Here is a 26209-nt window from a genome sequence, read left to right as displayed (position 1 = left end):
AGCTCCGCTACGAGGACTCTCGCCCGGCACACCGAGAGCACGCACCGAACGCCGCTCCTTCTCCCACGGAGATCCATCAGAAGCCCCCTAGGGGCCGGCCGCCGTTCCGTGCGCTCGCTGTGCCACTGGTCACATGGCCGTCCCGGTCTCCAGCGATTTACTAGGACGTCCTAGTATTTAGTTGTCAGCGTTTTTCTGATCAGTCCGGGAAGGCCCCCATGAACGACCTCCACCGTCCCGTGCACCCCGTCCGTCTCGTCACGGCTTCGGCCCTGTTCGACGGGCATGACGCGTCGATCAACATCATGCGGCGGATCTTCCAGTCCCAGGGCGCGGAGGTGATCCATCTCGGGCACAACCGGTCGGTGCAGGAGGTCGTGGACGCCACGCTGGAGGAGGACGCGCACGGCGTGGCCGTCTCGTCCTACCAGGGTGGGCACGTCGAGTACTTCGAGTACCTGGTCGAGTCGCTGCGTGCCCAGGGAGCCGGCCACGTCCGTGTGGTGGGCGGCGGGGGCGGGGTCATCGTGCCCGAGGAGATCACCCGGCTGCGCGGCAGCGGGGTGACCATCTTCTCCCCGGAGGACGGGCAGCGGATGGGCCTCGCCGGGATGGTCAACTCGGTGGTGCGGGACTGCGACTTCGATCTGTGGGAGAGCAGGTCGGCCGACGCGGAGGCCGTGCTCGCCGGTGACCGGTTCGCCGTCGCGCGCGCGATCACCGGCGCCGAGCTGGGCAAGCTTCCCCGGGACTTTCTTGAGCGGCTGCGGGCCGCGGCGCGGCCGGTGCCGGTGCTGGGCATCACCGGCACGGGCGGCTCGGGGAAGTCGTCGCTGACCGACGAGCTGGTGCGGCGGTTCCGGCTGGACCAGCAGGACAAGCTGCGGATCGCGGTGATCGCGGTCGACCCGACCCGGCGCCGGGGCGGCGGAGCACTGCTCGGCGACCGCATCCGGATGAACTCCCTCGACGGGAGCAGGGTGTTCTTCCGCAGCCTCGCCACCCGTGGCAGCCGTGAGCTGCCCGAGCACCTGTCCGAGGTGATCGACGTGGTGAAGGCGGCCAGGTTCGACCTGGTGATCGTGGAGACGCCGGGCATCGGCCAGGGCGACGCGGCGATCGTGCCGTTCGTCGACTCCTCGCTGTATGTGATGACGCCGGAGTTCGGCGCGGCCTCGCAGCTGGAGAAGATCGACATGCTCGACTTCGCCGACGTCGTGGCGATCAACAAGTTCGAACGGCGCGGCGCGAAGGACGCGTTGCGCGACGTCGGCCGTCAACTCGTCCGCAACCGGGAGGCGTTCGGGATGCGGCCCGAGGACATGCCGGTGTACGGCACCTCGGCGGCGACCTTCAACGACGACGGCGTCACCGCGCTCTACCAGCATCTCAAGGCCACGCTGGCCGAGCACGGGCTGCCGCTGACCGAGGGCGCGCTCGCTCCCGTCGACGTCCGGCACTCCTCCGGCATCCGGCAGGTGGTGCCCGCCGACCGGGTGCGCTACCTCGCCGAGGTCAGCGACGCAGTCCGCACCTACCACGCCGGCACCGAGCGGCTGACCGAGGCGGCGAGGCGGGTGCAGCGTCTGGCGGCGGTCGAGGGCGAGCTCGTGGAGGCGGGCTCCGACGCCGACAACGTACGGGCACTGCTGGCGGACGCCCGCCGACGACTCCCGCAGGATCTGGGCGAACAGCTCGCGAACTGGCCCGCCGTCGTGGCCTCCTACTCCGGCGACGAGCAGGTCGTGAAGGTCCGGGACCGGGAGATCCGCACCAAGCTGACCCGCGAGTCCCTCTCGGGCAACAAGATCCCCCGGGTCGCCCTGCCCCGCTTCGCCGACCACGGGGAGCTGGTGCGGTTCTGGCGCCGGGAGAACCTGCCCGGCAGCTTCCCCTTCACCGCCGGGGTGTTCCCCTTCAAGCGCGACGGCGAGGACCCGGCCCGGATGTTCGCCGGCGAGGGCGATCCGTTCCGCACCAACCGCCGCTTCAAGCTGCTCTCCGAGGGCCAGCCGGCCACCCGCCTGTCCACCGCCTTCGACTCCGTCACCCTCTACGGCCGCGACCCCGGCGAGCGCCCCGACATCTACGGCAAGGTCGGCACCTCCGGCGTCTCGGTGGCCACCCTCGACGACATGAAGGCCCTCTACGAGGGCTTCGACCTGGTCGCGCCCACCACCTCGGTCTCCATGACGATCAACGGCCCGGCCCCGACGATCCTCGCGTTCTTCCTCAACACCGCCGTCGACCAGCAGATCGACCGGTTCCGCGCCGCCGAGGGCCGCGACCCCGCCCCGGAGGAGGCCGCCCGACTCCGCGCGCACGCACTGGCGAACGTCCGCGGCACCGTGCAGGCCGACATCCTCAAGGAGGACCAGGGGCAGAACACCTGCCTGTTCTCCACCGAGTTCTCCCTGCGGATGATGGCCGACGTCCAGGAGTGGTTCATCGCCCACCAGGTCCGCAACTTCTACTCGGTGTCCATCTCCGGGTACCACATCGCCGAGGCCGGCGCGAACCCCATCAGCCAGCTCGCCTTCACCCTGGCCAACGGCTTCACCTACGTCGAGGCCTACCTCGCGCGCGGTATGCACATCGACGACTTCGCGCCCAACCTCTCCTTCTTCTTCTCCAACGGCATGGACCCCGAGTACGCAGTGCTGGGCCGGGTCGCCCGCCGGATCTGGGCCGTCGCCATGAAGGAGAAGTACGGCGCGGGCGACCGGTCGCAGAAGCTGAAGTACCACGTCCAGACCTCCGGACGCTCCCTGCACGCCCAGGAGATGGACTTCAACGACATCCGCACCACCCTCCAGGCGCTCATCGCCCTCTACGACAACTGCAACAGCCTGCACACCAACGCCTACGACGAGGCCGTCACCACCCCCACCGAGGACTCCGTCCGGCGCGCCCTGGCCATCCAGCTGATCATCAACCGGGAGTGGGGCCTGGCGATGAACGAGAACCCCCTCCAGGGGTCGTTCGTCATCGACGAGCTCACCGACCTCGTCGAGGAGGCCGTCCTGACGGAGTTCGAGCGGATCAGCGAGCGCGGCGGCGTCCTCGGCGCGATGGAGACCGGCTACCAGCGCGGCCGGATCCAGGACGAGTCGATGCTCTACGAGCAGCGCAAGCACGACGGCACCCTGCCCATCATCGGCGTCAACACCTTCCGCAACCCCCACGCCGACACCGCCGAACCCGCCGTCATCGAACTCGCCCGGGGCACCGAGGAGGAGAAGCACTCCCAGCTGGAGCGGGTGCGCGACTTCCAGGAGGGCCATCGCGACCCGGCTCACACCGCCCTGGCCGCGCTCAAGGACGCGGCGGTGAGCGGCGACAACGTCTTCGCCGTGCTCATGGACGCCGCCCGGGTCTGCTCGCTCCAGCAGATCACCGACGCCTTCTTCGAGGTCGGGGGCCAGTACCGCCGCAACGTCTGACCTCCCAAGGCCTACGAATCGGTCTCGATGCGGGCCCGCTCTTGGGCAGGGACGCGGGTCAGGCAATCATGTGCCCATGCACCGGCCGCAGCTCCGCCTCCACACCCCCGAGTGGGTCACGGCCGACGGTTCGACCCTGAACGTCGCGCTCGTGTACCCGATGCAGGGGCCCGCCGGGATCTTCGGCCCCACCTGCGAGGCATGCGCGCGGCTGGCCGCCGAGGAGATCAACAAGGCGGGCGGAGTCCTCGGCAAAGAGCTGCGGCTCGTCGAGGTCGACGGCGGCGCCGACCCGCACAAGGTCGCCGAGGACGTCGAGGCCCTGGTGGCGACGGGCGCGGTGCAGGGCGTCACGGGCTGGCACATCTCCTCCGTGCGACAGGCGGTCGCGCCCCGCGTCGCGCACCGGGTGCCGTACGTCTACACGGCCCTGTACGAGGGCGGGGAGCGCACCGAGGGCGTCTTCATGACCAGCGAGACCCCCTCCGGGCAGCTGCTGCCCGCGATGCGGCTGCTCACCGAGGCCCGGGGGGTGCGCCGCTGGTTCGTCGTCGGCAACAACTACGTCTGGCCGCGGCACACGGCCCGGGCGGCCCGCCGCTACGCGCGCGAATGCGGGGGCCGGGTCTGCGGCGAGGCGTATCTGCCCCTCGGCGCCGAGGACTTCGGGGACGTGCTGCGGCGGATCGAGCGGGCGGACGCCGACGGGGTGCTGATGCTCCTGGTGGGCAGCGACGCGGTCCGCTTCAACCGGGCCTTCGCCGCCTCCGGGCTCGACCAGCGCAGCCTCAGGCTGAGCACGCTGATGGACGAGAACATGCTGCTGGGCAGCGGCCCGGGAGCCACCGTCGACCTGTTCAGCACGGCCGGGTTCTTCGCCTCCCTGGCCGACCAGAACACCATGGACTTCCACGGCCGGTACGCCGACCGTTTCGGGACGGAGGCGCCGACGCCCGGCAGCCTCGGCGAGTCCTGCTACGAGGGCGTGCTGCTGCTCGCGGCGCTCATCGAACGGGCGCGCGCCCTGGACGTGTCCGCCATCGGCGCGGCAGCCGACAGCGTCTCGTACGAAGGCCCGCGCGGGCTGCTGAGCCTGGACGGCCGGCACGTGCGGCAGCGCATCTACCTCGCGCAGGCTGACGGGCTCGACTTCAACGTGCTCGCCCAGCTCCGCGCTCCGCACGGGTCGTCGTGACCGCGCTCCGGCCCTCTTCGAGTGCCGCCGCCAGCTGATCCAGCAGCATCTCCAGGCGTGCGCCCTGCTCCTCGCCCAGGTCTCCGAGCAGCGGCTCCAACTCGACCCAGTCGGCCCGCACTTCACGGTTCATCCGCTGCCATCGCTGCATGCCGCGCGGGGTGAGGTGGGCCAGGACGCGACGCCGGTCGGCGGGGTCGATCCTGCGGAACACCAGGTTCTGGTCGACGAGTTGGTCGATCAGCTTGGTGAGACTCGGGGCCGGCAGGAAGGCGTGGTCGGCGAGGGCCGTCATGTTGTGCCCGTGCCCGTCGGAGAGCAGGTCGAGGACCCGCCATGCCTCCACCGAGCAGTCGAACCCGTCCAGCACGGCCTGGACCCGGCGAACGGAGAGGCGCTCGGCGCGGGTCAGCAGCCGGAGCAGATCCTGGGGCCGCTTGGACATCGCACTCCTCCGCTCGAAGCCCTGTGTTCCCCGTGCGGGGTCGCCCGCCCGAGCCTACAGGAAAACGGATCCTTTCCCCGGGAAACATAAACTGACTGTGGATCATTTCTTTTGGTCCCCATTTTTTACTTCCACTGGAAACTGTTCTTCAATTGCTTCGAAACTCTCCGGAAACAGTTCCCTCGCAGGCTGTGCGCCAACGCCCCCTTCCCTGAAGCGCGTTCCGTTTGGCTTCCTCCCAGAGTCGAGGTTTCGTATGTCCGGGCTCAGCATCAGCAGACGTGGCCTGTTGGCCGGCCTCTCGGCGGTCGGCGCGTCCGCCGCCCTCAGCGCCTGTGGCGCCAAGACGGGCAGTGACACGTCGTCGGACTCCGCCGCCAAGGCGGACACCGCCGGCAGCACCGTGAAGGTCGGTCTGCTGAACTCGCTGTCGGGCACCATGGCCATCAGCGAAGTCACCGTCCACAACGCGCTGTTGCTCGCCATCAAGGAGATCAACGCCGCCGGCGGAGTGCTGGGCAAGAAGCTCAAGGCCGTCAGCCAGGACGGCGCCTCCGACTGGCCCACCTTCGCGGAGAAGGCGGAGGCGCTGATCAAGGACGACAAGGTCGCGGCCACCTTCGGCTGCTGGACCTCGGCCAGCCGCAAGGCCGTCAAGCCTGTCTTCGAGCGGTACAAGTCGCCGCTCTTCTACCCGGTGCAGTACGAGGGCCTGGAGGAGTCGCCGTACATCTTCTACATCGGCGCCACCACCAACCAGCAGATCGTGCCCGCGCTCGACTATCTCAAGAAGCAGGGGCTGACCAAGCTCTACCTGGTCGGCAGCGACTACGTCTTCCCGCGCACCGCCAACAAGATCATCAAGGCGTACGCGAAGGCCAAGGGCATGACGGTGGTCGGCGAGGACTACGCGCCGCTCGGTTCCACGGAGTTCGGCACCATCGTCAACAAGGTCAAGGGCTCCGGCGCGGACGCCGTGTTCAACACCCTCAACGGCGACAGCAACGTGGCCTTCTTCAAGGAGTACAAGTCCTCCGGGCTGACCGCGAAGAGCATGCCGGTGCTGTCGGTCTCCATCGCCGAGGAGGAGGTGAAGAGCATCGGCACCCAGTACCTGGAGGGCCAGCTGACCGCGTGGAACTACTACGAGACCACGCCGGGCGCGGCCAACACCAAGTTCGTGGCGGCCTACCAGGCCGAGTACGGCAAGGACAAGCCGACCAGCGACCCGATGGAGGCCGCCTACATCTCCGTCTACCTGTGGAAGGCGATGGTCGAGAAGGCGGGTTCGTTCGACGTGGCCAAGGTGAAGGCGGCCTCGGACGGCATCACCTTCGACGCCCCCGAGGGCAAGGTCACCGTCGACGGCGCGAGCCAGCACGTCTACAAGACCGCCCGGATCGGCAAGGTCGGTGCGGACGGTCTGATCACCGAGGTGTGGAACTCCGGCAGCCCGATCAAGCCGGACCCGTACCTCAAGGGCTACGACTGGGCCGCCGGCCTGTCCTGATCCCCGGACTCCCGCGGTGCGACCCGGCCCTCTCACCGGGCCGGGTCACGCCCATGGCGAGCCCGCACCCGCATTCCCGTCCCCGACCCGGAGCCGCCTCATGACGGTCGTCCTCAACCAGTCCTTCACCGGCATCAGCATCGGTGCCGTCCTGCTTCTCATCGCGCTCGGCCTGACCCTGACCTTCGGGCAGATGGGCGTGATCAACATGGCGCACGGCGAGTTCATCATGGCCGGCGCCTACACCACCTACGTCCTGCAGAAGTCCATCAGCAGCGCGGGTGTCTCGCTGCTGGTCGCGCTACCGGTCGCCTTCCTGGTCGCCGGCGCCATGGGAGCGCTCCTGGAATGGCTGCTGATCCGGCGTCTGTACACCCGGCCGCTGGACACCCTGCTGGTCACCTGGGGCGTCTCCCTGATGCTCCAGCAGCTCGCCCGGGACGTCTTCGGCGCCCCCAACGTGCAGACCCACGCACCCGATCTGCTCACCGGCAACATCTCGCTGGGCGGCGGCGTCACCTTCGCCAGCAGCCGGCTGTTCATCCTCGGCCTCGCCCTGCTCTGCGTCCTCGCCCTCACGCTGATCCTGCGGCTCACCCCGCTCGGGCGCCGCATCCGGGCCGTCGTGCAGAACCGCGACCTCGCCGAGGTGTCCGGCATCGCCACCGGCCGCGTCGACCGCATGACCTTCTTCATCGGCTCGGGACTCGCGGGCGTGGCCGGCGTCGCCCTCACGCTGGTCGGCCCGATCGGCCCGACGATGGGCACCAACTACATCGTCGACGCCTTCCTGGTCGTCGTCGTGGGCGGCATCGGGCAGCTCAAGGGCAGCGTGATCACCGCGTTCGCGCTCGGCGTCCTCCAGTCGGTCCTCGAGTACTCCACGACGGTCAGCGTCGCGAAGGTCGTCGTGCTCGTGGCGATCGTCGCCTTCCTCCAGTGGCGACCCCAGGGCCTGTACACACTGCGCACCCGGAGCCTGGCATGACGACGACCACGCCCACACCCCCCGCCACCGCCGCCGTGACGCCGCCCGCCGCCCCGCTGCTGGAACGTCTGCGCGTACCCGGCGCCTTCGCCCTCGGCGCCGTGGCCCTCCTCGCCGTCGCTCCCGCCGCCCTCTCCGACTTCCGCCTCTCCCTCCTCGCGAAGTACCTGTGCTACGCGATCGTGGCCGTCGGCGTCAGCCTCGCCTGGGGCCGGGGCGGACTCATGGTGCTCGGCCAGGGCGTCTTCTTCGGCCTCGGCGGCTACGCCATGGCCATGCACCTCAAGCTCGCCGACGCCGCCGCGACCGGCGAGACGCTCCCCGACTTCATGCAGCTGTACGGCACCGGCGACGCCCTGCCGTGGTGGTGGAAGCCCTTCGCCAACCCGGGCTTCGCGCTCGCCATGACCGTGCTGCTGCCGATGGCGGTCGCCGCGCTGCTCGGCTTCTTCGTCTTCCAACGCCGGGTCAAGGGCGCCTACTTCGCGATCCTCAGCCAGGCCCTGGCCGCCGCCCTGGCCATCTGGCTCGTCGGCCAGCAGGCGACCACCGGCGGCACGAACGGCCTCACCGACATCCAGGGCTTCTTCGGCTACTCGCTCGACGACCCGGTCAACCAGCGCACGGTGTACTTCATCATCGCCGTCGTCCTGCTGCTGCTGATGGCCGCCGCTCGCCAGCTGTTCGTCAGCCGCTACGGCGAACTCCTCGTCGCCGTACGGGACTCCGAGGAGCGGGTGCGCTTCCTCGGCTACAACCCGGCGGGCGTCAAGCTCGTCGCGTACGTCGTCGCGGCCGGCATGGCGGGCCTGGCCGGCGCCCTCTTCGTGCCGGCCGTCGGGATCATCTCCCCGGCGCTGATCGGGATCGTGCCGTCCATCGGCTTCGTCATCGGCGCGGCGGTCGGCGGCCGGGCCTCGCTCGTGGGCGCGGTGCTCGGCGCGATCGCCGTGGCCTGGGCGCAGAGCACGCTCTCCGACGCCTTCCCCGCCGCGTGGACGTACCTCCAGGGCCTGCTGTTCGTCGTGGCGGTCGGTTTCCTGCCCGGCGGCCTGGCCTCCCTCGGCGTCGTCCTGCGCAAGCGCCGCAACCCTGCCGGTACCCGTGCCCCTGCCGGTACCCGTACGACTGGAGAGACAGCATGAGCGGCGAGGGACTGACCGTCCGCGACCTCAGGGTGACGTTCGACGGGTTCACCGCCGTCGACGGCGTCGACCTGGACATCCGCCCCGGCGACCTGCGCTTCCTCATCGGCCCCAACGGCGCCGGCAAGACCACCCTGGTCGACGCCGTCACCGGCCTGGCGAAGGCCACCGGATCGGTCCGCTTCGGCGACCAGGACCTGCTGGGCAAGCCCGTACAGAAGATCGCCCGTATGGGCATCGGCCGCACGTTCCAGACGGCCACCGTCTTCGAGGAACTGACCGTGCTCCAGAACCTCGACATCGCCGCGGGCGCCGGGCGGGGCGTGTGGACGATGCTGCGGCGGCGCAAGGACATCCCCGAGCCGGTCGCGAAGGCGCTGGAGACCACCGGCCTGACCGAGCTGCGCGACCGCCCCGCCGGGGTGCTGGCCCACGGTCAGAAGCAGTGGCTGGAGATCGGCATGCTGCTCGTCCAGGACGTGAAGCTCCTCCTCCTGGACGAGCCGGTCGCCGGCATGAGCCACGACGAACGCGAGGCCACCGGCGAGCTGCTGCGGCGGGTGAGCGAAGACCACACGGTCGTCGTCATCGAACACGACATGGACTTCATGCGCTCCTTCGCGCGCAGCGTCAGCGTGCTGCACGCGGGCAAGGTCCTCAGCGAGGGATCGGTCGCCGAGGTCCAGGCCGACGCCAAGGTCCAGGAGGTCTACCTGGGACGCGCGTCCGAGCCCGAACCGGAGCCGGAGCCGCTCGTCGAACCCGCCGCCGTACCCGTCGCCGAGGAGGCGTGACGACCATGCTGGAGATCAGTGCCGTCCAGGCCGGCTACGACCGCACCACCGTGCTGCACGGCGTGACCGTCTCCGTCCCGAAGGACGGCGTGGCGACCGTCCTGGGCCACAACGGCGCCGGCAAGAGCACTCTGCTGCGCGCCGCCATGGGCCTGATCAGGCCGAAGGGCGGGACCGTCCGCCTGGACGGCGAGGACATCACCCGCCTCGCCCCCAACGAGCGGGTCGCCCGGGGCATGGCCTACGTCCCGCAGGGCCAGCAGTCCTTCCCGCACCTCACCACCGCCGAGAACCTCCAACTCGTCGCCGACGGACGCCCCGACGGCAAGGAGGCCGTCGCCGACGCGCTGGATCTGTTCCCGGTGCTGCGTGAGTTGTCCGGGCGTCGCGCCGGCCTGCTGTCCGGCGGTCAGCGCCAGCAACTCGCCCTGGCCCGGGCCCTGATCACCCGCCCGAGGCTCCTGCTCCTCGACGAACCGACCGAGGGCATCCAGCCGTCCGTGGTCGTCGAGATCGAGGAGACGATCCTCGCGCTGACGCGACGCGGCGGCCTGTCCGTCCTCCTCGTCGAACAACACGTGGGCTTCGCGATGCGGGCGGCGCAGCGGTACTACGTACTGGAGGCGGGCCGGGTCACATCCTCCGGAGAGGGCGGAACGGAAGCCGAACACACCGTGCGGGCGGCGCTCAGCGTGTGACGCCGGACCCGGTCGGCGGGTCGCCGACCGGGTCCCAGGCCCTGTGAACTCGCCTCTCACAGGCGGGAGTTCGCCTGTCGGTAGGCCTGTGGGCCGAGGCCGTGCCGGGCCTTGAAGGGCGCGGCTGAAGACGGACGCGTTGTCGAAGCGCCCGTGGCGGGCGACCGCCGCGACGCAGAGCGATGATGCTCGATCCATGGCGCCGGCCCGCAAGGAGGGCCGGCTCGCCACCGGCGAGTTCAACGCCACCGCCCCCGCTGAACCGGCCGGCGCTCAGCCGTTCCTGGCTGTCCAAGGGGATGCGCAGGAGCCCGGCGTCCATGAGAACGCGGTTGCGGGACTACTTCCGCCGCCGGACGAAACCTGCCACCAGCACGGTCAGGACGACGCCGACCGCGGCGACGACCGGCCGGACACTCCTGGTGAGCCAGTACGCACCGACGCCGCAGACCACGACGAGAACGCCCCACACCCGGCGCTCAGCGGTGGACCGCTCGGCGCTCCGGCTGGACGACCGCCTGACCGCGGTGCCTGCGAAGCCCTCCCGCAGCGCGACGCTCGGCCATCCGTCGCCGACCCCTGCCAGTAGCGGGACCGGACCCGTGTGCTGCCACCGCCGAAAATCCGAGATCAGCCTGTCCACCGGCCCGTCGGCGGCGGTGGCGTGACCGACGTCGAGGCGCTCCAAGTCGGCCAGGGTCTCCTCGAACCGCAGGCGGATGCCGCCTTCGCCGCCATCGGCCAACGCCTCGGTCCGCAGCAGCACGTAGGGGCCGAACCGGGCGTCGATGAGCGCGACGAACTCATCGTAGAGAGGCGAGAACCGCGCCCCGAGCCGACTGGTCAGCACCTGCCGCCGGGCGTGCAGTCGCGACAGCGCCGTCCGCTGGTCGACCACCAGGTACGGGTAGGTGGCCTCGCCCCACTGGCTCAGCAACTCCGCGTGCTCATCGGTACCGGCGTCCTCGGCGTCGGCGATCCTCGCCTCCATGAGGTCCTCGGGGCCGAACATCGCCCACCAGAGCAGCGGCGGCCAGTTCTTGGCCTCCAGTTCCATCGACCCGTCGAAGAAGTCGCCCCATTCACCCGCCGACCCGTCGGGCGTACGGGGCCGGCGGGCACTGTCCAGATAGAGGCGCAGACTCATTGCGGTGAACTGAGCGGTGCCGGGCCTACAGCTGCCACCACCAGGCTTCGAGTTCGTGGTGATCGGCCGACTCCACGGGGACGGCGTAGGGCGACCGTTGCGCGATGGGCAGGGCGTCGGTGCGGCGGACCACGGCGCGCAGATCCCGCACGGCGGACATTTCGGCGAGTTCGGCGACGTCGAAGGGGCAGCCTGCGGGGCCGCGGAGGAGAGTGTCGCAGCCGAACGCGTACCACATGCCCATGAGTTCGTGATCCTGTTCCTTCTCCGCGGCGACGGCGATCTCGCGGACCACTTCGATCAGCGGGGTCCGGCGGGGTGGGGCGGCGTCGGGGCCGTGGAGTGCACCGGCGGCGGCCATGCGCCGCCACAGCTCGGTGCCGGCGTCGCAGTAGAGGAACGGGGGGTCCACGTAGCCGTCTTCGAGCCAGGACTCGTAGCCGTCGAAGTCGGGGGAGTCCTCGTCGAACGTGCGCAGCCCGGTGAACGCTGTCAGCGCGTCGAAGTACGCGGACCTCTCGGCGTGGTCGGGGTGACGGTCGACCGGGAACCGGTACGTGTAGCCGCGGCGCAGCAGGACGTCCATCACGCGGAAGTGCGTGAACGAGCAGTCGTGGCCGCTCTGGAAGTCGTACAGGGTCGCCAACCAGTCGCGGACGCGCGGGTCGTGCGACTCGGTGTGGCCGTCCAGGACGATGACCGAGTCCGCGACCAGGTCCTCGATCTCATGCTCGGACATCGGACTCTCCTTGCTTCGAACGACGGGCCGGTCAACCGCGCATGCCCGTATCCAACCAGCCCCCACTGACACACTGTCCCGATCTCCGCGGTGTCGACGTGGTCCGAGGCGTCATGGCGTACGGCCGTGGGCCCTCTGGTGGCAGCATCCCAACGGCCTTAGGATTCCCAGGACTTCGGCACCTGACGGCACTGACCTGCAACCGTGAGCGGCCCGAAGGGCCGCGAGTCGGGCGACCCGGCACGTGCTGAGGACCGCTTCCCACTGTCATGGTCTGCAGCGCGAAACCAGGAAGGCTCAGCTTTGAACCGCACACCCGCACGACGCAGGGTCATCGTCGCGACCGCCCTCGGCCTGGCCCTCGCCTCCGCGCCCGCCACCGCCCACGCCCGGAGCGCCGACGGCACGAACGCCCCCGTCAAGGTGAGCCTCACCGTCCAGGGCCCGGACGGACTCCTCTTCAAGGGGAAGATCAAGACCCAGGGGCATGAGGTCACCACCACGAGTGGCGGTACCCACAGATGCGACGGCACCAACGGCGGAGCCAACCCCACCGCCGTACCCACGCCGACGGCCGCCCTCGACGATGCCGCTCGCAAGCGGCACTTCACCTGGGACGGCACCTGGTACGCGTCGTTCGACGACTTCTCGGTGGACACCATCAAGAACGTCGATGGCGGGGGCGTCGCCTACTGGAACATCTCCGTCAACGGAACGTCCACGCCCGTCGGCGGCTGCCAGTTCAAGCTGAACGCCGGTGACAAGGTGGCTTTCACCTGGACCGCGTTCTGAGGTCGGCGACGCGCTGGCCGAGACAGGGGCAGGCACATGACCAGCGCCGTCCGACTGGGCCCCCGAACTGACGAACACCCCGCTTCGCCGGATGGAGCAGACCCGGCGCAAGGAGCGGTCCCCGACGCGGCGAGGCAGCCCACTAGGCTGAGCCGGTGACTTCTCTGCCGGAAGACCCGTCGCGACTGTTCGGCGAAGACGACCGTGACACGGCCGTGCGGCGCGTGCAGGAGGCGTACGCCGAAGGGCACATCTCGCACGAGGAGATGGACGAACGCCTCCATCGGGTGCTCACCGCCGAGACGCACCGTGAACTTGACTCGGTGCTGGCCTCGCTCCCGGCGGAGAAGGCGGACACGACGTCCACGATCAGCGCGGCCGGCGGACGGATCAAGCGGCGCGGTCCATGGCGGGTACCACGGTTCCTGAAGGTCGAGTCCGCATACGGAAGGGTGTATCTGGACCTGTCCCGGGCGGTCATCGAGCATCCGGTGGTCGACATCGAGCTGCAACTCGGCACCGGCCGGGCCAGGATCACGGTGCCTCGCGACGCGATCGTCGACTTCGAGGATCTGCACACCGGGTGGAAGGACACGCGATACAAGCCCCGACGGGGCTCCGGCACCGACGGGCCGAGGATCCGGATCTCCGGGGCCATGGGGTTCGGGCGGCTGAAGATCCGTCACGCGCGGCGCTGAGGCCGCGGCGGGCATCAGGAAGAGGTTGCGTCGCTCACGCGTCCGGCGGCGCGGTGTCCCGACAGGGGACCGTTTACTGCGCGCGGTCGACCGGCGTCGCCCACAACCTCGTGAGCTTGAACGACCACCCTTGGTCATGGCCTCGGGTCAGCCTCGGGCCTGGTCACGCCAGTACTGAAAGGTTCTGACAGCGTCAGGGACAAGGTCCCAGGGGTGGCTGGTCATGTGGCGGCCGATGCGGCGGAACACGGGAGCGGCGTCCCTGGTCCGCTTCATGCGGGTCAGGGCGAGCGCGAGCAGATTGAGGTCGGCGAGCGCTTCGGCATGGGGCGGGGTCTCCGCGTGGAACCACTTCGCCAGGGCGGTGTCCGCCTCGGTGGCGGCCCGGGGTTCGTACCAGTGACCGTCGGCGGCAAAGGCGGCGGTGGGATCCTTGGTCGTCCGGTACGCGACCAGTTCCACTCGAGCCGCGAGGGGCAGCAGGGCGACAGGCGATCCGTGAGGTGCCTGATGGGTGCACCGCTCCGCGAAGTCGAGCGTCTGCATGAGCGTTCCGTGGCCGCGCGGGGAGAGATGGCGCAGCATCTGGTGACAGGCGGCGCGGTTCCACGGGTCACGGGTGATCGCCTCGGTCCACACCGGTACGGCTGCCTGTGCCGGGGATGCGCAGGCGTACATCAGCCACAGGACGGCCAGCCACGGAGTGGGGTCCTCCGGAGCGGCCTCCGCAGCCCGTCCGCAGTTGCCGTACACCTCCCGTGCGTCCGACCAGTCGGTGTTCTCCTTCACCTGGGCGACCTGGGCGACCTGGGCGACCTGGGCGCAGGCCCACAGGACCAGGGCATCGGGATCCCGTGGGCAGTCCTTGATCCACCGGTCTGCGACGACCGGTGGCAGGGCTCGGGCCAGCACGGAGACCCGGTGCGCCCGGCGGTCCCAGTCGCGGCCCGTGGTACGCAGCAACTCGGCGGCGGGCGTCCACAGCGGGCGGGTTGCCCCGGTCCCGAGGCCGTGCATCTGCTGGGAGGGGCGCAACTCGGCGAGGGTTCGCTGGAGTTGGCCGTCGTCGAGCTCGGGGCCTGTGAACACGGGAGTTCGGCGTCGCAGCATGGCAGTCCAGGGGATGCGAGGAGGAGTCCGGCGGATGGATGGACGGACCTTCTTTCCGTCCGGGGAAGAGTTGCTCATCCATGACATGTGGTTGACAGCGGACGGCCTGTTCCCCGGCTCCCCGGCGCTCTCCTCGTCACCGGTGGGAGGCAGAGTCCCCCTGGTATGTTGCGCCGATGTCAGCGATCAAGCAGTTCCAAGTCACCTTCGACTGCGCGGAACCTGAGCGCCTCGCTCGTTTCTGGTGCGAGGTGCTGGGGTACGTCGTACCGCCGCCACCGGAGGGGTTTGCCACGTGGGACGACTTCAACTGCTCGCAGTCACCTGAGCAGCGGGATTCATGGTTCGCCTGCAGTGATCCCTCAGGTGTCGGCCCGCGACTGTACTTCCAGCGCGTCCCCGAAGGGAAGGCCGCCAAGAACCGGGTGCATCTTGATGTGCGGGTCGGGACCGGACTCGTGGGTAAGGAGCGCCTCGCCGCACTTGAGGCCGAGTGCGCACGACTGGTCCCGCTCGGCGCGGTACACGTGCGAACGCTGTATGACGGCACTGATGCGTGCATCCCGATGCTGGACATCGAGGGCAACGAGTTCTGTATCGACTGAGCCCACGCGAGACCCTCCCCCTGACGTGGGGGCCAGGCCCTCAGGCGCGGTGATCCCGCCTTCGGCCGACGGCGGCGGTGCGGCTCTTCTCCCCCACCGCCGCCTTGGCGCAGGGGACGGTCGGTCATCGAGCGCATGTCGGGATCCGTGGTACCACGCAACCGCTCACGGAATTCACGGCGCCTGACTCTTCGGAAGCCTTCGATGTCAGTGCGGCGGGCTACAGTCGCCGTCCTGTCCTTTCTTCTCCCCGTCCCCCTGAAGGTGTCAGCGCCATGCACTCCCAACTGTTGGGCCTGTCCGGATACGAGGTTCTGGAAGTTCTCGGCCAGGGCGGATTCGCCACCGTGTACCGGGCGCGTCAGCTGTCGGTCGGACGGGAGGTCGCGCTGAAGGTGGACAGCCGTGTACTGGCGGGCGCGCGTGACCGGCAGCGGTTCTTGCGCGAGGTCACCGCGGCCGGTCAGCTGTCGGGCCATCCGAACGTGGTCGCGGTGTACGACGCCGGAATCCTCGCCGACGGTCGGCCCTACATGGTGCTGGAGCTGTGCCCGGGAGGATCGCTGGGCGACCGGCTGTACAAGCAGGGAGCGTTCCCGGTCGAGGAGGCGCGGAGCATCGGCGTGCGGATCGCCGACGCGCTCGCCGCGGCGCATGCCGCCGGAGTGCTGCACCGCGACATCAAGCCGGGAAACATCATGGTCAACCAGTACGGCGAGGTCGCCCTGGCCGACTTCGGACTTGCCGCCATGCCCCGGCCCGGTCAGGAACTCTCGGTCACCCGTGAGGCGTTGACACCCGCGTACGCCCCGCCGGAGGCATTCCGCCTGGCCGAGCCCACGCCCGCCGGGGACGTGTACTCCCTGGGCGCGACCGTCTACGCCCTGCTGCACGGCCGCCCGGCGCACGCCCCCGAACAGGGCAGCCTGAGTCTCGCCGAGGTCATCGTGCGGCACACCTGGCCGCTGCCCGACGTGCCAGGTGTGCCCCCGGCGCTCATGGCGGTACTGCGCCGAGCCATGGCCGCCGATCCGGCCGACCGCCTGCCCAGTGCCGAGGCTCTGCGCGACGCCCTGGCCGCGGCCGACCTGCACGCACCGCACAGCACGTCGTCCGCGACCGGACTGCCGGCCACGCCTGCGGCATCGGTCTCCGTGTCGCCGCCGACCGTGGTCGGCGGCGAACAGCGCGGCGGACGACGGCGATCGGCAGTGCTCGTGCTCGCGGCGACCGCAGCCTTGGCGGTGGTCGGGGCCACCGCGGTCCTGGCCGACGGGAGCGGTTCGGCGACGACGGGATCCGCCCGGGGCTCCGCCGGAAGCACGACGCCAGGGGCCTCCCGGTCAGCCGTGCCAAGCTCCGCCGCCACCGACTTCAGGGTGACGACCACCACCAAGGACTGCCCCGCGGCCGCGGTGCCCGGGGCCGACGCGCGCTGCACCGAGACAGCGGAGTGCTGGGGCGGCATCGTCGCCATCGTGGGCATGGTCACCGTCAACCGCTCCGACTGCTTCGTCGAGCACCCCTGGGAGACCTTCGCCATCGCACCGCTGCCCGCCGACGGCATGACCATCGACCAGCGGGAACTGGCCCGGCACCCCACCGTGCGCCAACTCTGCTCACGCGACGTCCTGGCCAAGTCCCGGCTCGGCAGGGCACGGGACATCGCCCTCGCGGACTGGACCATCGAGATCGTTCCGCCGTCGCAGATGTCGTACGCAGACGGCCTGCGGGTCTATCGCTGCGTTGCCACCGTCGTCGGCAAGGAATCCACCGAGGCCTACTTCCGCCCACGGTCGTGAGGCACGCAACGACAGGGGCGGACCGCCTTCCTCCCCGGACCCCCATGACGACCCGGGCGTCGGGCGTCTACGCGAAGCTCGCCACGACCTGCTCGGCGAACCGGGCCGGCGAGCCTTCGGCGGTGGCGGGGCCGCGCGGGCCGGGCGGCCGGCGGCGTCAGGAACAGGTCGTCAGGAAGTCGACGAGCGCCGCGTTCACCTCGTCCGGGGCGACCGGAGGACACCGAAGCGAGGGGTGTCTGCGCGCCACCGGCCGCCCGCTCCTTTGCGAAACCGCGCGTGTTGATCGCCGCCGGGACCGCGGATTAGGTTGGCCGGCATGACTGAGCTCGGACCCGTCGCCTGGCCGCCCGCCCCGATCAGAACCGAGCGGCTCGTGCTCCGCGAGCCCGAGGCCCGAGACCGTGCGGCGTTCATCGACCTGCTCGCCTCACCGGAGGTGCATACCTACCTCGGTGGCCCTCGCCCGCGTGATGAGCTCGAGCGCGAGGTGCCCGGACGGCGGCCCGGCCTCTTCGTGATCGAGCTCGGCGGAGCGATGATCGGCATGGTCAAGCTCGTTCGGCATGACGCGGAGAGTCCGGGGCACGTCCGTCCGGATGTCGGGGAGGCCGAGATCGGCTACCTGCTTCTGCCCCAGGTGTGGGGACGCGGGTTCGCCGCCGAGGCGTGCGCGGCGGCGCTCGACTGGTTCGCGGACGAGTTTCCCGGCAGGTCGGTGGTGCTGCGCACCCAGACCGCCAACGAGCGCTCGATGCGCCTCGCGGCAAAGCTGGGGTTCACCGAGGTGGAGCGGTTCGAGGCGTACGGCGCCGAGCAGTGGTTCGGCGTGCGGTCTGCGCTCACGCCGTCCGATTGAGCGACGTGCGCGGCCGCGAGCACGAGGACCAGCCGGTGGAGCGGCGTGGTGTCATGCGGGGGCGACCCTGCCGCCGACGCGATCACCGATGAGGGGAGTCCGTGTATCGCGGGCGTATCGAAAAGGGGATACGCCACCGCAACGGCCCGCCGTCTCCAATGGGGGCATGAACCATGACGCAGCCCTGTCGGCACCGCCCCGCCGTGCGCGCAGGATCGTGCTCCTCGGTCTGGCGATCCTCGGCATCGCGGGTGCCGTGTTCGTCGTGCGGAGGCCGCTCATGATGTCCGCCCCGAGGTGCATGGCCGGGCGGTGGCACGGCTGCTTCGACACGTTCAACGGTGTGGTGCTCATGACGTTGGTCGCGCTGCCGCTGGCCGTGCTGGTGGCGTGGGCGTCGGCGTGCCGTCGGAGGGCCGCAGGCGTCTCATCGGCGTGGCGGCTGTCGCTGGCCGAGGTGGGCATGGTCCACGGGACGGTGCCGTTCGTGTGGATGACCATGATGCCGGGCGGCGGGGCGGGCGTCGTCCCCGCCCGGGTGAGCCTCGTACCCCTGCGGGACCTGGTCACGATGGGGCCGCTCGGGATCGTCGGCAATCTGCTGGTCTTCGCGTCGCTGGGGTTCTTCGCCCCGATGCGGTTCGCGGCGCTGGCGTCCGTGCCGCGGATCCTGGCGCTCGGGGCGGGCTGCTCGGCCCTGGTCGAAACCGCACAGTACGTCCTGCGGCTGGACCGGGTGTCCTCCGTGGACGACGTACTGGTCAACGCCACCGGCGCCGTGCTGGCCGCGCTGGCGTCGCGCCGCTGGTGGCGCACCGAGGCACAAGCGTCGTCGGAGCGGTCGCACCCCGCGCCGACGACGGCGGGCTGAGCCGTGCGTCGGGTGTACGCACGTCTACGCGCACGTCCACGCATACGTCGGCGATATGTTGTGCTGCTTAGGCTTTTGACATGCGCGTACTGATCGTTGAGGACGAGCCCTACCTGGCCGAAGCCGTCCGTGACGGTCTGCGGCTGGAGGCGATCGCCGCCGACATCGCAGGCGACGGCGACTCCGCCCTGGAACTGCTCAGCGTCAACTCCTACGACCTCGCGGTCCTCGACCGCGACATCCCGGGCCCCTCCGGCGACGAGGTCGCCCGGCGCATCGTCGCCTCCGGCAGCGGCATCCCGATCCTCATGCTCACCGCTGCCGACCGGATCGACGACAAGGCCTCCGGATTCGGGCTCGGCGCCGACGACTACCTCACCAAACCGTTCGAGCTGCGCGAGCTCGTCCTGCGGCTGCGGGCGCTCGACCGCAGACGCGCGTACGCCCGGCCCCCGGTCCGCGAGATCGCGGGCCTGCGGCTCGACCCCTTCCGCCGGGAGGTCTTCCGCGACGGACGTCATGTCGCGCTCACCCGTAAGCAGTTCGCCGTCCTCGAAGTCCTCGTCGCCGCCGAGGGCGGGGTCGTCAGCGCCGAAGAGCTGCTGGAACGGGCGTGGGACGAGAACGCCGACCCCCTCACCAACGCCGTGCGCATCACCGTCTCCGCGCTGCGCAAACGGCTCGGCGAGCCGTGGATCATCGCCACGGTGCCGGGTGTCGGCTACCGCATCGACACCGGTCCCGAAACCACCCACTCCGGCGGCACGCATGAATAGACGCTCCGTGAACGGACGCCCAGGGCGCAGCGCCCGGCTGAAGCTCACCCTCAGCTATGCCGGATTCCTCTTCGTCGCCGGCACTCTCCTCCTGGCCGTCATGTGGGTGTTCGTGCTGCGCTGGCTACCGGCCGACGACCCCAGAGCCCTCCAGAAGGCGTACGGCGCCGTCATCATCGTCGGGCCCAACCGCGCCGACCTCCTGCGCGGCTTCGCCCCCGCCGCGGCCACAGCGCTGGCCTTCCTGCTCGTGTTCGGCCTCCTGGGAGGATGGATCCTCGCCGGCCGGATGCTCGCACCGCTCACCCGGATCAGGGACGCGGCACGGAAGGCCGGGAACGGGTCGCTGTCCCACCGCATCCGCATGAAGGACCGCCAGGACGAATTCCGTGAGCTCTCCGACGCGTTCGACTCGATGCTCGGACAGCTCGAGTCGCACATCGCCGAGCAGCAGCGGTTCGCCGCGAACGCCTCCCACGAACTGCGCACCCCGCTGGCGATCTCGCGGACGCTCCTCGACGTCGCCCGCAAGGACCCCACGCGGGACCGGGACGAACTCATCGAACGCCTGCACGCTGTCAACACGCGGGCGATCGACCTCACCGAGGCCCTCCTGCTGCTCAGCCGCGGCGACCACGCACCCTTCGCCTGTGAGAGCGTCGACCTCTCCCTCCTCGCCGAAGAGGCCGCCGAAACGCTGCTTCCCCTCGCCGAACAGCGCCGGATCACGCTCGACGTCACCGGCGGGGCGGCCCGGACCAGCGGCTCCGCGGAGCTTCTGCTGCGGATGGTGACGAACCTCGTCCAGAACGCCCTCGTCCACAACCTCCCCGCCGGCGGCGCCGTGACGGTCCACACCGAGGCGCACGGCGACACGAGCGTGCTGCGGGTCGAGAACACGGGCCGTCGGCTCCCACCGGAACGGGTACCGACCCTCGCCGAACCCTTCCAGCGCGGAACGGAACGCGTACGCACCGACGAGCACGCCGGCGTCGGCCTCGGTCTGGCCATCGTGCACAGCATCGTCCGCGCCCACGACGGGATCCTCGACCTCGTGCCCCGTCCCGCCGGCGGTCTCCGCGTCACGGTCCGGCTGCCCGGCACGTCGTAGCCGGCGGGCGCGTGGTCAGCGTGGGCGCACCTCGTCCGTCAGCTTGCCCTTGCGCAGGGTGAGGACGCGATCGGAGCGCGCCGCGAGTTGCTGGGAGTGGGTGACGACGACCACGCACTTGCCCTGTTCGTGGGCCAGTTCGCGGAAGACGCCGATGACCCCGTGTGCCGTTTCCTCGTCCAGGTTTCCGGTGGGTTCGTCGGCGAAGAGGATGTCGACGTCGCAGGCCAGGGCGCGGGTGATGGCGACACGCTGCTGCTGGCCGCCGGAGAGCCGCAGGACGTTGCGCGTGGCCAGGTCCTTGTCGAGGCCGACCCGCTCGAGCAGTTCCAGGGCACGGGCCCTGCGTCCGCGTCCCCCGCGTCCGCCACGGTCCGGCTTCACACCGGTGATCTCCATGGCGGTGGTGACGTTCTGGAGGGCGGTCATATAGGTGAGCAGGTTGTAGTGCTGGAAGATCGTGGCGGCGTGCCGGTTGCGGTAGTGGCCCAGGCCCAGTTTCGTCAGGTCCTGGCCGTTGAAGCTGATGGCGCCCCGGGTGGGGGTGTCGAGGCCGCTGGCGAGGCTGAGCAGCGTGGTCTTGCCGCTGCCCGAGGGGCCCAGGACGGTGTAGAAGACGCCGCGTTCGAAGCTGTAGTCGATGTTCTTGAGCACGGTGGTCCTGCGGCGCTGGTCGGCGTAGACGTGGCTGACGCCGTCGAGCCGGAGGAGGGGCGGGGTGGGGGTGGAATCGGTCATGGTGGCCTTCACTTGCCCTTCGTGAGGATGGTGCGCGGATTGAGCCGCAGCAGGAAGGCGGCCGGGACGGCGGTGGCCAGCAGGCCGATGCCGAGGCCGACGGCGCCCACTGCGGCGAGGGCCGCCGGTTCGAGCCGGACGGTGATCCTGTCGACGGGGTCGGCGTTCTCCACCGGCCTGTCGTCCGGGTCGCTGCCGTCGGCGAGGCCGGTGCTCCCCTTGGCCGGGGGCTGCCAGGAGTCGAGTTCGTGCCGGGCGTCGGCGGCCTCCCGGCCGAGCAGCGACTGGCCCACGCTCTGGGTCAGGCCCTCGGTGAACAGCGAGCTCAGACCGACGGCCAACACGGCGACCGCGACGATCTCCAGCGCCTGCTGGGCGATGAGCTTCCATGTCTTCTCGCCCATGGCCAGCAGTACGCCGTACTCCTTGCGGCGTTGTTTGACGGCGAGGTCGACGAGGAGGGCGAGGACGACGGTGCCCGCGAGGCCGATCAGCCACATCGCGAGGGTGGCGGTGGACGTGATGCTGTCCAGCGGGCCGGTCATCTGCCGGATCGCCTTGTCGTTGGCGTCGAGTGCGAACCCGTCGAGCGCGGAACCCGCGATCCGCCCGGCCTCCGCCTTGAACCTCTCCAGGTCGTCGGCGTCCTCGAGGAGGAAGGTCGCCTGTCCGACCTGCTGGGGTCCGGTCCCGGTGGAGTTGAGCGCGGTGAAGCCGCCTACGGACGCGTAGAGCATGTTGGCAGGATTGATCCCGTACTCGGGGTCGGGCTCGGAGCCGGGACGCGGGTCCTGGTAGACGCCGGCCACGGTGAAGTCGGCGGTGGCCTTGCCCTCGTTCGCGCCGAGGGTGATCCTGTCGCCGGGCCCGAGGCCGTTCTTCCGGGCCAGCCGCTCCTCGATCAGCAGCAGGCGCTCGTCCTTGTCCGCGGCGGTGAGGTGCCGGCCGGACAGCAGCTTGAAGGCGCCGCTGCGGAAGGCGGGCAGCAGGGCGGAGTCCAGGACGCCGAGGGTCGCGGTGCCATCGGGCCCCATGCCCGCCGCCGAGACGTCCACACCCTCGGCGACCAGCTCGACGCCGCCCTTGACGACGCCCCGGTCGAACGTGGAGTAGCTGTACTTCTGCACCAGCGGGGACGCGCCCAGCCGGTCCACCACCGTGACGTCGATCCGAGGGGCCACAAAGCCACCGCCGGCGCTCACATCGCGCAGGTCCATCGCCAGGTTGACCTCGGCGCCGACGGAGCGCACGGCTTCCCGTCTGGCCTGTGCGGTCGCGTCCCTGATCAGCACACCGGCCAGCACCATCACGGAGATGACCAGGAAGGTGCACAGGGTGAGCAGGGTCTTTCCCTTGCGGGACCAGAGGCTGAGCCCCGCGCGTTTGACGAAGTTCATATCGGTTTCGGCTCTCGATCCGTGTCGGTGCGGTCGGTGCGGTGGCTACTCGCCGGCGGCGAGGAGGGAGCGGGGGTGCAGGCGGAGAATGCCGATGCCGGGGATGACGGTCGCGACGAGCGAGATGCCGAGAGCGATGCCGGCGACCCGGCCGAGGTCGGCGGGCTCGACGCGCATCTCGGGCACGTCGGTCGGGGTGTCCGGGGAACCGGGCCGCAGGGCGGCGGGCTCCCGCCGGTCCAGCAGCGCATCGCCCGTCTGCCGGGCGGCGAGCTGACCGGCCAGGGCGGCGACGGCCACGGCGGGCAGGGCGACGGCGACCACTTCCACCGTGTGCTGGCCGACGAGCCGCCACTTCCGCTCGCCCAGCGACAGAAGCACCCCCAGCTCCTCGCGACGGTCCCGGATCTGCAGCATCACGACGAGCCCGAGAATCAGCGCACCGGCCACGGCGACGATCCGGACGATCAGCCCGGCGAAGGCGCCGACCCGCTGGATCGGGCGGACCTGATCGTCGTACGCCTTGTCGTTGACGCGGAAGTCGAACGAACCCGAGCCGAGCAGTCGGCGGGCCTCGCTGCGCAGTTGCTCGGCCTGTTCCGGGGAGCCGGTCCTGAAGACCGCCTCGGTGAGGTCCGCCGCACCGGGACTCAGCCGCTGCACGGTGCGGACGGGCACGTAGAGCGCGTTGCCGGGCAGCAGGCGCGGCGGCGTCCAGCTCGACGGGTCCGGCATCGGGTCCCGGTAGATCCCGACGACGGTGAGCGGCACGACGCGCCTGCCGTCGGCGGACCCCACGCGTACGGTGTCGCCGACCTCGAGCCCGTTCTTCCCGGCCAGCCGCTGTTCGACCACGGCGACCTCGCGGCCGGCGTCCTCGGGGGTGATTGCGCGCCCCGCCGTGATCCTGTGCGAGCCGTACGAGAAAGGCAGCAGCAGATCCGAGTCCCGTACGCCGTTCAGCGCCAGCACAGGCGCTGTCCTCGCCCCGACGGGGTCGCCGGGCGGTCTCGGGGCATCGGGCTCCAGCGGCTCGATGCCGAGCGCCGTTGCCTCGAGCGGGAGCAACGGGTTGTACCGGTGCACCCGCGGGGACGCACCGAGCCGGTCCGCCAGCGCGGGGGTCAGGCCCTCGCCCTTCAGCGTCACATCGACGCCGATGGTCCGCTGCGCGTCCGCCGCCTGCCGGGCGGCGGCGCCGCGCAGCAGGAAGCCGCCGAGCAGCAGGGTGCAGATGACGACGAAGATGCCCAGGAGGACGGCGGTGCGGGCTTTCCCGGCACGCAGACTGAGGCCGGCGCGCTTGACGAAATTCATGGCCACGACAGAAACAGGACGTCCTGCGCAGCGGGATAAGCACGTTGCGGCGGTATAAGGACGCCGTCCCCGAGACGCCGGGCCGTTCTTATCCCGCTGCAATACCCCGCCGGGTTTCATGGGGCGCATGAGAGTTCTGGTAGCCGAGGACCATCACATCCTCGCCCGTACCATCGCCACCGGTCTGCGTCGGCAGGCGATGGCCGTCGACGTCGCTTCCACCGGTGCGCAGGCCGAACGGATGTGTCTGGTCACCGACTACGACGTGCTCGTCCTCGACCGCGATCTGCCGGTCATGACCGGCGACGAGGTGTGCCGACGGCTGCGCGAACTCACCGCCCCACCGCGGATCCTGATGCTGACGGCGGCCGCCGAGGTCACGGACAAGGTGTACGGGCTCACGGCTCTCGGCGCCGACGACTACCTGGCCAAACCCTTCGACTTCGCCGAGTTGACCGCCCGGGTGCGGACGCTCAGCCGCCGCGCGCCCAAGCCGCCGCCGGTCGTGTTGCGCCACGAGGACATCACTTTGGACCGGGCACGGCACCAGGTCTCGGTGGGCGGCCGGCCGCTGGAGCTGACCCCCAAGGAGTTCGCGGTCCTGCAACTGCTCATGGAGGCACGGGGGACGGCGGTGCCGCACGACGAACTCGTCCGCACCGTCTGGGACGAGAACCTCGACCCGCGCACCAGCGCGGTACGGGCCGCCGTCAGCCGGCTGCGCCGCAAACTGGGCGACTCCGGGCTCATCGCCGCCGACAAGGGACAGGGATACCGGCTGTGCGACTGAACCAGCGGCCGCTGCTTCGGGGCATGCCGTTCCGGGCCCGCCTGAGCGTGGCGTTCTCCGCGCTCTTCCTGCTGGCGGGAGCGGCGCTGCTGGTCTTCGTGGTGCTCCTCGCGCGCTACGGGACGGCCCGACAGGTCAAGGGCATCGAGATCACCCAAGGCGCCCCGCCGAGCGGCAGCGGGTTCTCCGTGGGCCGCGCGTACCCGACGGACCCGGACGGAACCCTGCCGCCGCCGGTCGCGACCGGCGACGACTCGGCCGCCTTCATCCGGCAGATCGACCAGACCGTACAGGTCGTGCAGGACACCGCCCTGCGGCAGATGGTGCTCTGGTCGGTCGTCGGACTGCTCGTCATGGCACTTCTCGCCGGACTGGTCGGCCGGTGGCTGGCCGGACGGGCGCTCGGGCCGGTCGTCGCGATGACGGAGGCCACCCGTCGGATCAGCGAGCAGAACCTGCACCAGAGGCTGGCGCTCACCGGCCCCGACGACGAACTGCACCGCCTCGCCGACACCTTCGACACCATGCTCGACCGGCTGGAGAGGTCGTTCGAGAGCCAGCGGCGCTTCGTCGCCAACGCCTCCCACGAACTCAGGACACCTCTCGCGGTGCAGCGCACGAGCCTGGAGGTCGGCCTGGCCGATCCTCTTCCCGAGGGCCTCGCCGAAGTGCGCGAGGACCTCCTGTCCGCCAACCGCGAGGCCGAGCAGCTGATCGCCGCACTGCTGCTGCTCGCGCGCAGCGACCGAGGCCTGGAGCGGACCGAGACCGTGGATCTGTCGGCCGCCGCGCGGCTCGTGGCGGCCGAACTCGCTCCGCAGGCCGAGGAAGGGCGAGTGGACGTGGCGGTGACGGGGGACCGGCCGCTGACGGTCCTGGGCGATCCCGTGCTGCTGCGCCACCTGCTCACCAATCTCATCCGCAACGCCGTTCAGTACAACCACCCGGGCGGCCGGGTCCGGGTACGGCTCGAAGGCCACACGCTGACCGTGTCCAACACCGGGCCCACCGTGCCCGCCGACCGGGTACCGGATCTGTTCGAGCCGTTCCGCCGGCTCGCCCAGGACCGCGTCGGCACCACAGGCCACGGGCTCGGTCTCGCGATCGTCCGCTCCATCGCCGAGGCGCACGGAACCGAGGCGACGGCCGAACCGGGTCGCCCGGGCGGCCTCACCGTCACCGTCCGCTTTGCCTGATCGGCTCCTTCTCGGTCCGGGCCGTTCGCCGGGGCCGTGGACC

General features: G+C 70.5%; 24 protein-coding genes. 17 read left to right on the top strand and 7 right to left on the bottom strand.

Annotated elements, in window-relative coordinates; genetic code table 11:
• The first annotated feature begins 218 nt into the window (after window positions 1-218).
• Together icmF and AB0J04_RS29220 are read left to right on the top strand one after the other, a co-directional pair.
• The gene (gene icmF, locus AB0J04_RS29225; RefSeq protein ID WP_363171555.1) at window positions 219-3443 is read left to right on the top strand and encodes a fused isobutyryl-CoA mutase/GTPase IcmF; all 3225 of its coding nucleotides are present in this window, start codon (window positions 219-221) and stop codon (window positions 3441-3443) included.
• Window positions 3444-3519: 76 nt separating this feature from the next.
• On the top strand, window positions 3520-4638 hold the full coding sequence (locus AB0J04_RS29220; RefSeq protein WP_363171554.1) for a substrate-binding domain-containing protein: 1119 nt from the start codon (window positions 3520-3522) through the stop codon (window positions 4636-4638).
• On the opposite strand, the gene AB0J04_RS29215 is transcribed toward AB0J04_RS29220, so the two are convergent.
• Entirely contained in the window at window positions 4595-5083 is a 489-nt protein-coding gene (locus AB0J04_RS29215) for a MarR family transcriptional regulator (RefSeq protein WP_363171553.1), read from the bottom strand. The two genes, AB0J04_RS29220 and AB0J04_RS29215, sit on opposite strands and share 44 nt — an antisense overlap.
• A 256-nt stretch (window positions 5084-5339) precedes the next feature.
• Here AB0J04_RS29215 and urtA point away from each other — a divergent pair, with 256 nt between their 5' ends.
• The 5 genes from urtA (at window position 5340) to urtE (ending at window position 10218) form a co-directional block, all read left to right on the top strand.
• The gene (gene urtA / locus AB0J04_RS29210; RefSeq protein WP_363171552.1) at window positions 5340-6593 is read left to right on the top strand and encodes an urea ABC transporter substrate-binding protein; all 1254 of its coding nucleotides are present in this window, start codon (window positions 5340-5342) and stop codon (window positions 6591-6593) included.
• A gap of 100 nt (window positions 6594-6693) precedes the next feature.
• Window positions 6694-7581 (top strand): urea ABC transporter permease subunit UrtB, encoded by an 888-nt coding sequence (gene urtB / locus AB0J04_RS29205; RefSeq protein WP_363171551.1) that lies wholly within the window; start codon window positions 6694-6696, stop codon window positions 7579-7581.
• Window positions 7578-8726, top strand: coding sequence for an urea ABC transporter permease subunit UrtC (urtC, locus tag AB0J04_RS29200; RefSeq protein ID WP_363171550.1), 1149 nt, complete (start codon window positions 7578-7580; stop codon window positions 8724-8726). The genes urtB and urtC overlap by 4 nt, the downstream gene beginning before the upstream one ends.
• Window positions 8723-9520 carry an urea ABC transporter ATP-binding protein UrtD gene (gene urtD / locus AB0J04_RS29195; protein ID WP_363171549.1) on the top strand — a complete coding sequence of 266 codons (798 nt, stop codon included), beginning with the start codon at window positions 8723-8725 and terminating at the stop codon, window positions 9518-9520. Before urtC ends, urtD begins: the two co-directional genes overlap by 4 nt.
• Before the next feature lie 5 nt (window positions 9521-9525).
• The gene (urtE, locus tag AB0J04_RS29190) at window positions 9526-10218 is read left to right on the top strand and encodes an urea ABC transporter ATP-binding subunit UrtE (protein ID WP_363171557.1); all 693 of its coding nucleotides are present in this window, start codon (window positions 9526-9528) and stop codon (window positions 10216-10218) included.
• Window positions 10219-10558: 340 nt separating this feature from the next.
• On the opposite strand, the gene AB0J04_RS29185 is transcribed toward urtE, so the two are convergent.
• Together AB0J04_RS29185 and AB0J04_RS29180 are read right to left on the bottom strand one after the other, a co-directional pair.
• Window positions 10559-11365: a hypothetical protein gene (locus tag AB0J04_RS29185; protein WP_363171548.1), complete on the bottom strand. Its 807-nt coding sequence runs from the start codon at window positions 11363-11365 to the stop codon at window positions 10559-10561.
• Window positions 11366-11390: 25 nt separating this feature from the next.
• Window positions 11391-12104, bottom strand: a complete 714-nt coding sequence (locus AB0J04_RS29180) for a hypothetical protein (protein WP_363171547.1) — start codon at window positions 12102-12104, stop codon at window positions 11391-11393.
• 303 nt (window positions 12105-12407) lie between these two features.
• Between AB0J04_RS29180 and AB0J04_RS29175 the strand changes: the two genes are divergently transcribed.
• Together AB0J04_RS29175 and AB0J04_RS29170 are read left to right on the top strand one after the other, a co-directional pair.
• Window positions 12408-12896 (top strand): DUF4430 domain-containing protein, encoded by a 489-nt coding sequence (locus AB0J04_RS29175; RefSeq protein ID WP_363171546.1) that lies wholly within the window; start codon window positions 12408-12410, stop codon window positions 12894-12896.
• 155 nt (window positions 12897-13051) lie between these two features.
• The gene (locus tag AB0J04_RS29170; protein ID WP_363171545.1) at window positions 13052-13594 is read left to right on the top strand and encodes a DUF1707 domain-containing protein; all 543 of its coding nucleotides are present in this window, start codon (window positions 13052-13054) and stop codon (window positions 13592-13594) included.
• Between the two features lie 147 nt (window positions 13595-13741).
• Here AB0J04_RS29170 and AB0J04_RS29165 read toward each other — a convergent pair whose 3' ends face one another.
• Window positions 13742-14704, bottom strand: coding sequence for a hypothetical protein (locus tag AB0J04_RS29165; protein WP_363171544.1), 963 nt, complete (start codon window positions 14702-14704; stop codon window positions 13742-13744).
• A 176-nt stretch (window positions 14705-14880) separates the two neighbouring features.
• Here AB0J04_RS29165 and AB0J04_RS29160 point away from each other — a divergent pair, with 176 nt between their 5' ends.
• From AB0J04_RS29160 to AB0J04_RS29135, 6 genes are all read left to right on the top strand, one after another.
• Complete coding sequence (locus AB0J04_RS29160) at window positions 14881-15309, top strand: VOC family protein (RefSeq protein WP_363171543.1); 429 nt, start codon at window positions 14881-14883, stop codon at window positions 15307-15309.
• 275 nt (window positions 15310-15584) lie between these two features.
• Complete coding sequence (locus AB0J04_RS29155; RefSeq protein ID WP_363171542.1) at window positions 15585-17111, top strand: serine/threonine-protein kinase; 1527 nt, start codon at window positions 15585-15587, stop codon at window positions 17109-17111.
• Between the two features lie 319 nt (window positions 17112-17430).
• Window positions 17431-17970 carry a GNAT family N-acetyltransferase gene (locus tag AB0J04_RS29150; RefSeq protein WP_363171541.1) on the top strand — a complete coding sequence of 180 codons (540 nt, stop codon included), beginning with the start codon at window positions 17431-17433 and terminating at the stop codon, window positions 17968-17970.
• Window positions 17971-18136: 166 nt separating this feature from the next.
• On the top strand, window positions 18137-18841 hold the full coding sequence (locus AB0J04_RS29145; protein WP_363171540.1) for a VanZ family protein: 705 nt from the start codon (window positions 18137-18139) through the stop codon (window positions 18839-18841).
• An 80-nt stretch (window positions 18842-18921) separates the two neighbouring features.
• The gene (locus AB0J04_RS29140; protein ID WP_363171539.1) at window positions 18922-19617 is read left to right on the top strand and encodes a response regulator transcription factor; all 696 of its coding nucleotides are present in this window, start codon (window positions 18922-18924) and stop codon (window positions 19615-19617) included.
• 7 nt (window positions 19618-19624) lie between these two features.
• A complete protein-coding gene (locus tag AB0J04_RS29135) occupies window positions 19625-20728 on the top strand; it encodes a HAMP domain-containing sensor histidine kinase (RefSeq protein WP_363171538.1) in 1104 nt (367 codons plus the stop codon).
• Window positions 20729-20743: 15 nt separating this feature from the next.
• Here the strand turns inward: AB0J04_RS29135 and AB0J04_RS29130 are convergent, their stop codons facing one another.
• The 3 genes from AB0J04_RS29130 to AB0J04_RS29120 are packed head-to-tail and all read right to left on the bottom strand — an operon-like array spanning window position 20744 to window position 24180.
• Entirely contained in the window at window positions 20744-21466 is a 723-nt protein-coding gene (locus AB0J04_RS29130; RefSeq protein WP_363171537.1) for an ABC transporter ATP-binding protein, read from the bottom strand.
• Window positions 21467-21474: 8 nt separating this feature from the next.
• On the bottom strand, window positions 21475-22863 hold the full coding sequence (locus AB0J04_RS29125; protein ID WP_363171536.1) for an ABC transporter permease: 1389 nt from the start codon (window positions 22861-22863) through the stop codon (window positions 21475-21477).
• Between the two features lie 45 nt (window positions 22864-22908).
• Window positions 22909-24180, bottom strand: coding sequence for an ABC transporter permease (locus tag AB0J04_RS29120; RefSeq protein WP_363171535.1), 1272 nt, complete (start codon window positions 24178-24180; stop codon window positions 22909-22911).
• Between the two features lie 127 nt (window positions 24181-24307).
• Between AB0J04_RS29120 and AB0J04_RS29115 the strand changes: the two genes are divergently transcribed.
• Together AB0J04_RS29115 and AB0J04_RS29110 are read left to right on the top strand one after the other, a co-directional pair.
• Window positions 24308-24970, top strand: a complete 663-nt coding sequence (locus AB0J04_RS29115; protein ID WP_363171533.1) for a response regulator transcription factor — start codon at window positions 24308-24310, stop codon at window positions 24968-24970.
• Complete coding sequence (locus tag AB0J04_RS29110; RefSeq protein WP_363171532.1) at window positions 24961-26166, top strand: ATP-binding protein; 1206 nt, start codon at window positions 24961-24963, stop codon at window positions 26164-26166. Before AB0J04_RS29115 ends, AB0J04_RS29110 begins: the two co-directional genes overlap by 10 nt.
• The last annotated feature ends 43 nt before the right edge of the window (window positions 26167-26209 follow it).

It is taken from the genome of Streptomyces sp. NPDC050263, assembly GCF_040655955.1.
In the GTDB taxonomy this organism is placed as follows: domain Bacteria; phylum Actinomycetota; class Actinomycetes; order Streptomycetales; family Streptomycetaceae; genus Streptomyces.
This window is presented reverse-complemented; position numbering and strand designations above follow the sequence as displayed.

Excerpts from the sequence above, each read along its gene's own strand:
- AB0J04_RS29155 (WP_363171542.1), top strand. The coding sequence starts at position 15,585 with ATGCACTCCCAACTGTTGGGCCTGTCCGGATACGAGGTTCTGGAAGTT.
- urtB (WP_363171551.1), top strand. The coding sequence starts at position 6,694 with ATGACGGTCGTCCTCAACCAGTCCTTCACCGGCATCAGCATCGGTGCC.
- AB0J04_RS29120 (WP_363171535.1), bottom strand. The coding sequence starts at position 24,180 with ATGAATTTCGTCAAGCGCGCCGGCCTCAGTCTGCGTGCCGGGAAAGCC.
- icmF (WP_363171555.1), top strand. The coding sequence starts at position 219 with ATGAACGACCTCCACCGTCCCGTGCACCCCGTCCGTCTCGTCACGGCT.
- urtC (WP_363171550.1), top strand. The coding sequence starts at position 7,578 with ATGACGACGACCACGCCCACACCCCCCGCCACCGCCGCCGTGACGCCG.
- urtA (WP_363171552.1), top strand. The coding sequence starts at position 5,340 with ATGTCCGGGCTCAGCATCAGCAGACGTGGCCTGTTGGCCGGCCTCTCG.
- AB0J04_RS29145 (WP_363171540.1), top strand. The coding sequence starts at position 18,137 with ATGAACCATGACGCAGCCCTGTCGGCACCGCCCCGCCGTGCGCGCAGG.
- AB0J04_RS29165 (WP_363171544.1), bottom strand. The coding sequence starts at position 14,704 with ATGCTGCGACGCCGAACTCCCGTGTTCACAGGCCCCGAGCTCGACGAC.
- AB0J04_RS29130 (WP_363171537.1), bottom strand. The coding sequence starts at position 21,466 with ATGACCGATTCCACCCCCACCCCGCCCCTCCTCCGGCTCGACGGCGTC.
- AB0J04_RS29215 (WP_363171553.1), bottom strand. The coding sequence starts at position 5,083 with ATGTCCAAGCGGCCCCAGGATCTGCTCCGGCTGCTGACCCGCGCCGAG.
- AB0J04_RS29140 (WP_363171539.1), top strand. The coding sequence starts at position 18,922 with ATGCGCGTACTGATCGTTGAGGACGAGCCCTACCTGGCCGAAGCCGTC.
- urtD (WP_363171549.1), top strand. The coding sequence starts at position 8,723 with ATGAGCGGCGAGGGACTGACCGTCCGCGACCTCAGGGTGACGTTCGAC.
- urtE (WP_363171557.1), top strand. The coding sequence starts at position 9,526 with ATGCTGGAGATCAGTGCCGTCCAGGCCGGCTACGACCGCACCACCGTG.
- AB0J04_RS29160 (WP_363171543.1), top strand. The coding sequence starts at position 14,881 with ATGTCAGCGATCAAGCAGTTCCAAGTCACCTTCGACTGCGCGGAACCT.
- AB0J04_RS29115 (WP_363171533.1), top strand. The coding sequence starts at position 24,308 with ATGAGAGTTCTGGTAGCCGAGGACCATCACATCCTCGCCCGTACCATC.
- AB0J04_RS29150 (WP_363171541.1), top strand. The coding sequence starts at position 17,431 with ATGACTGAGCTCGGACCCGTCGCCTGGCCGCCCGCCCCGATCAGAACC.
- AB0J04_RS29180 (WP_363171547.1), bottom strand. The coding sequence starts at position 12,104 with ATGTCCGAGCATGAGATCGAGGACCTGGTCGCGGACTCGGTCATCGTC.
- AB0J04_RS29220 (WP_363171554.1), top strand. The coding sequence starts at position 3,520 with ATGCACCGGCCGCAGCTCCGCCTCCACACCCCCGAGTGGGTCACGGCC.
- AB0J04_RS29125 (WP_363171536.1), bottom strand. The coding sequence starts at position 22,863 with ATGAACTTCGTCAAACGCGCGGGGCTCAGCCTCTGGTCCCGCAAGGGA.
- AB0J04_RS29185 (WP_363171548.1), bottom strand. The coding sequence starts at position 11,365 with ATGAGTCTGCGCCTCTATCTGGACAGTGCCCGCCGGCCCCGTACGCCC.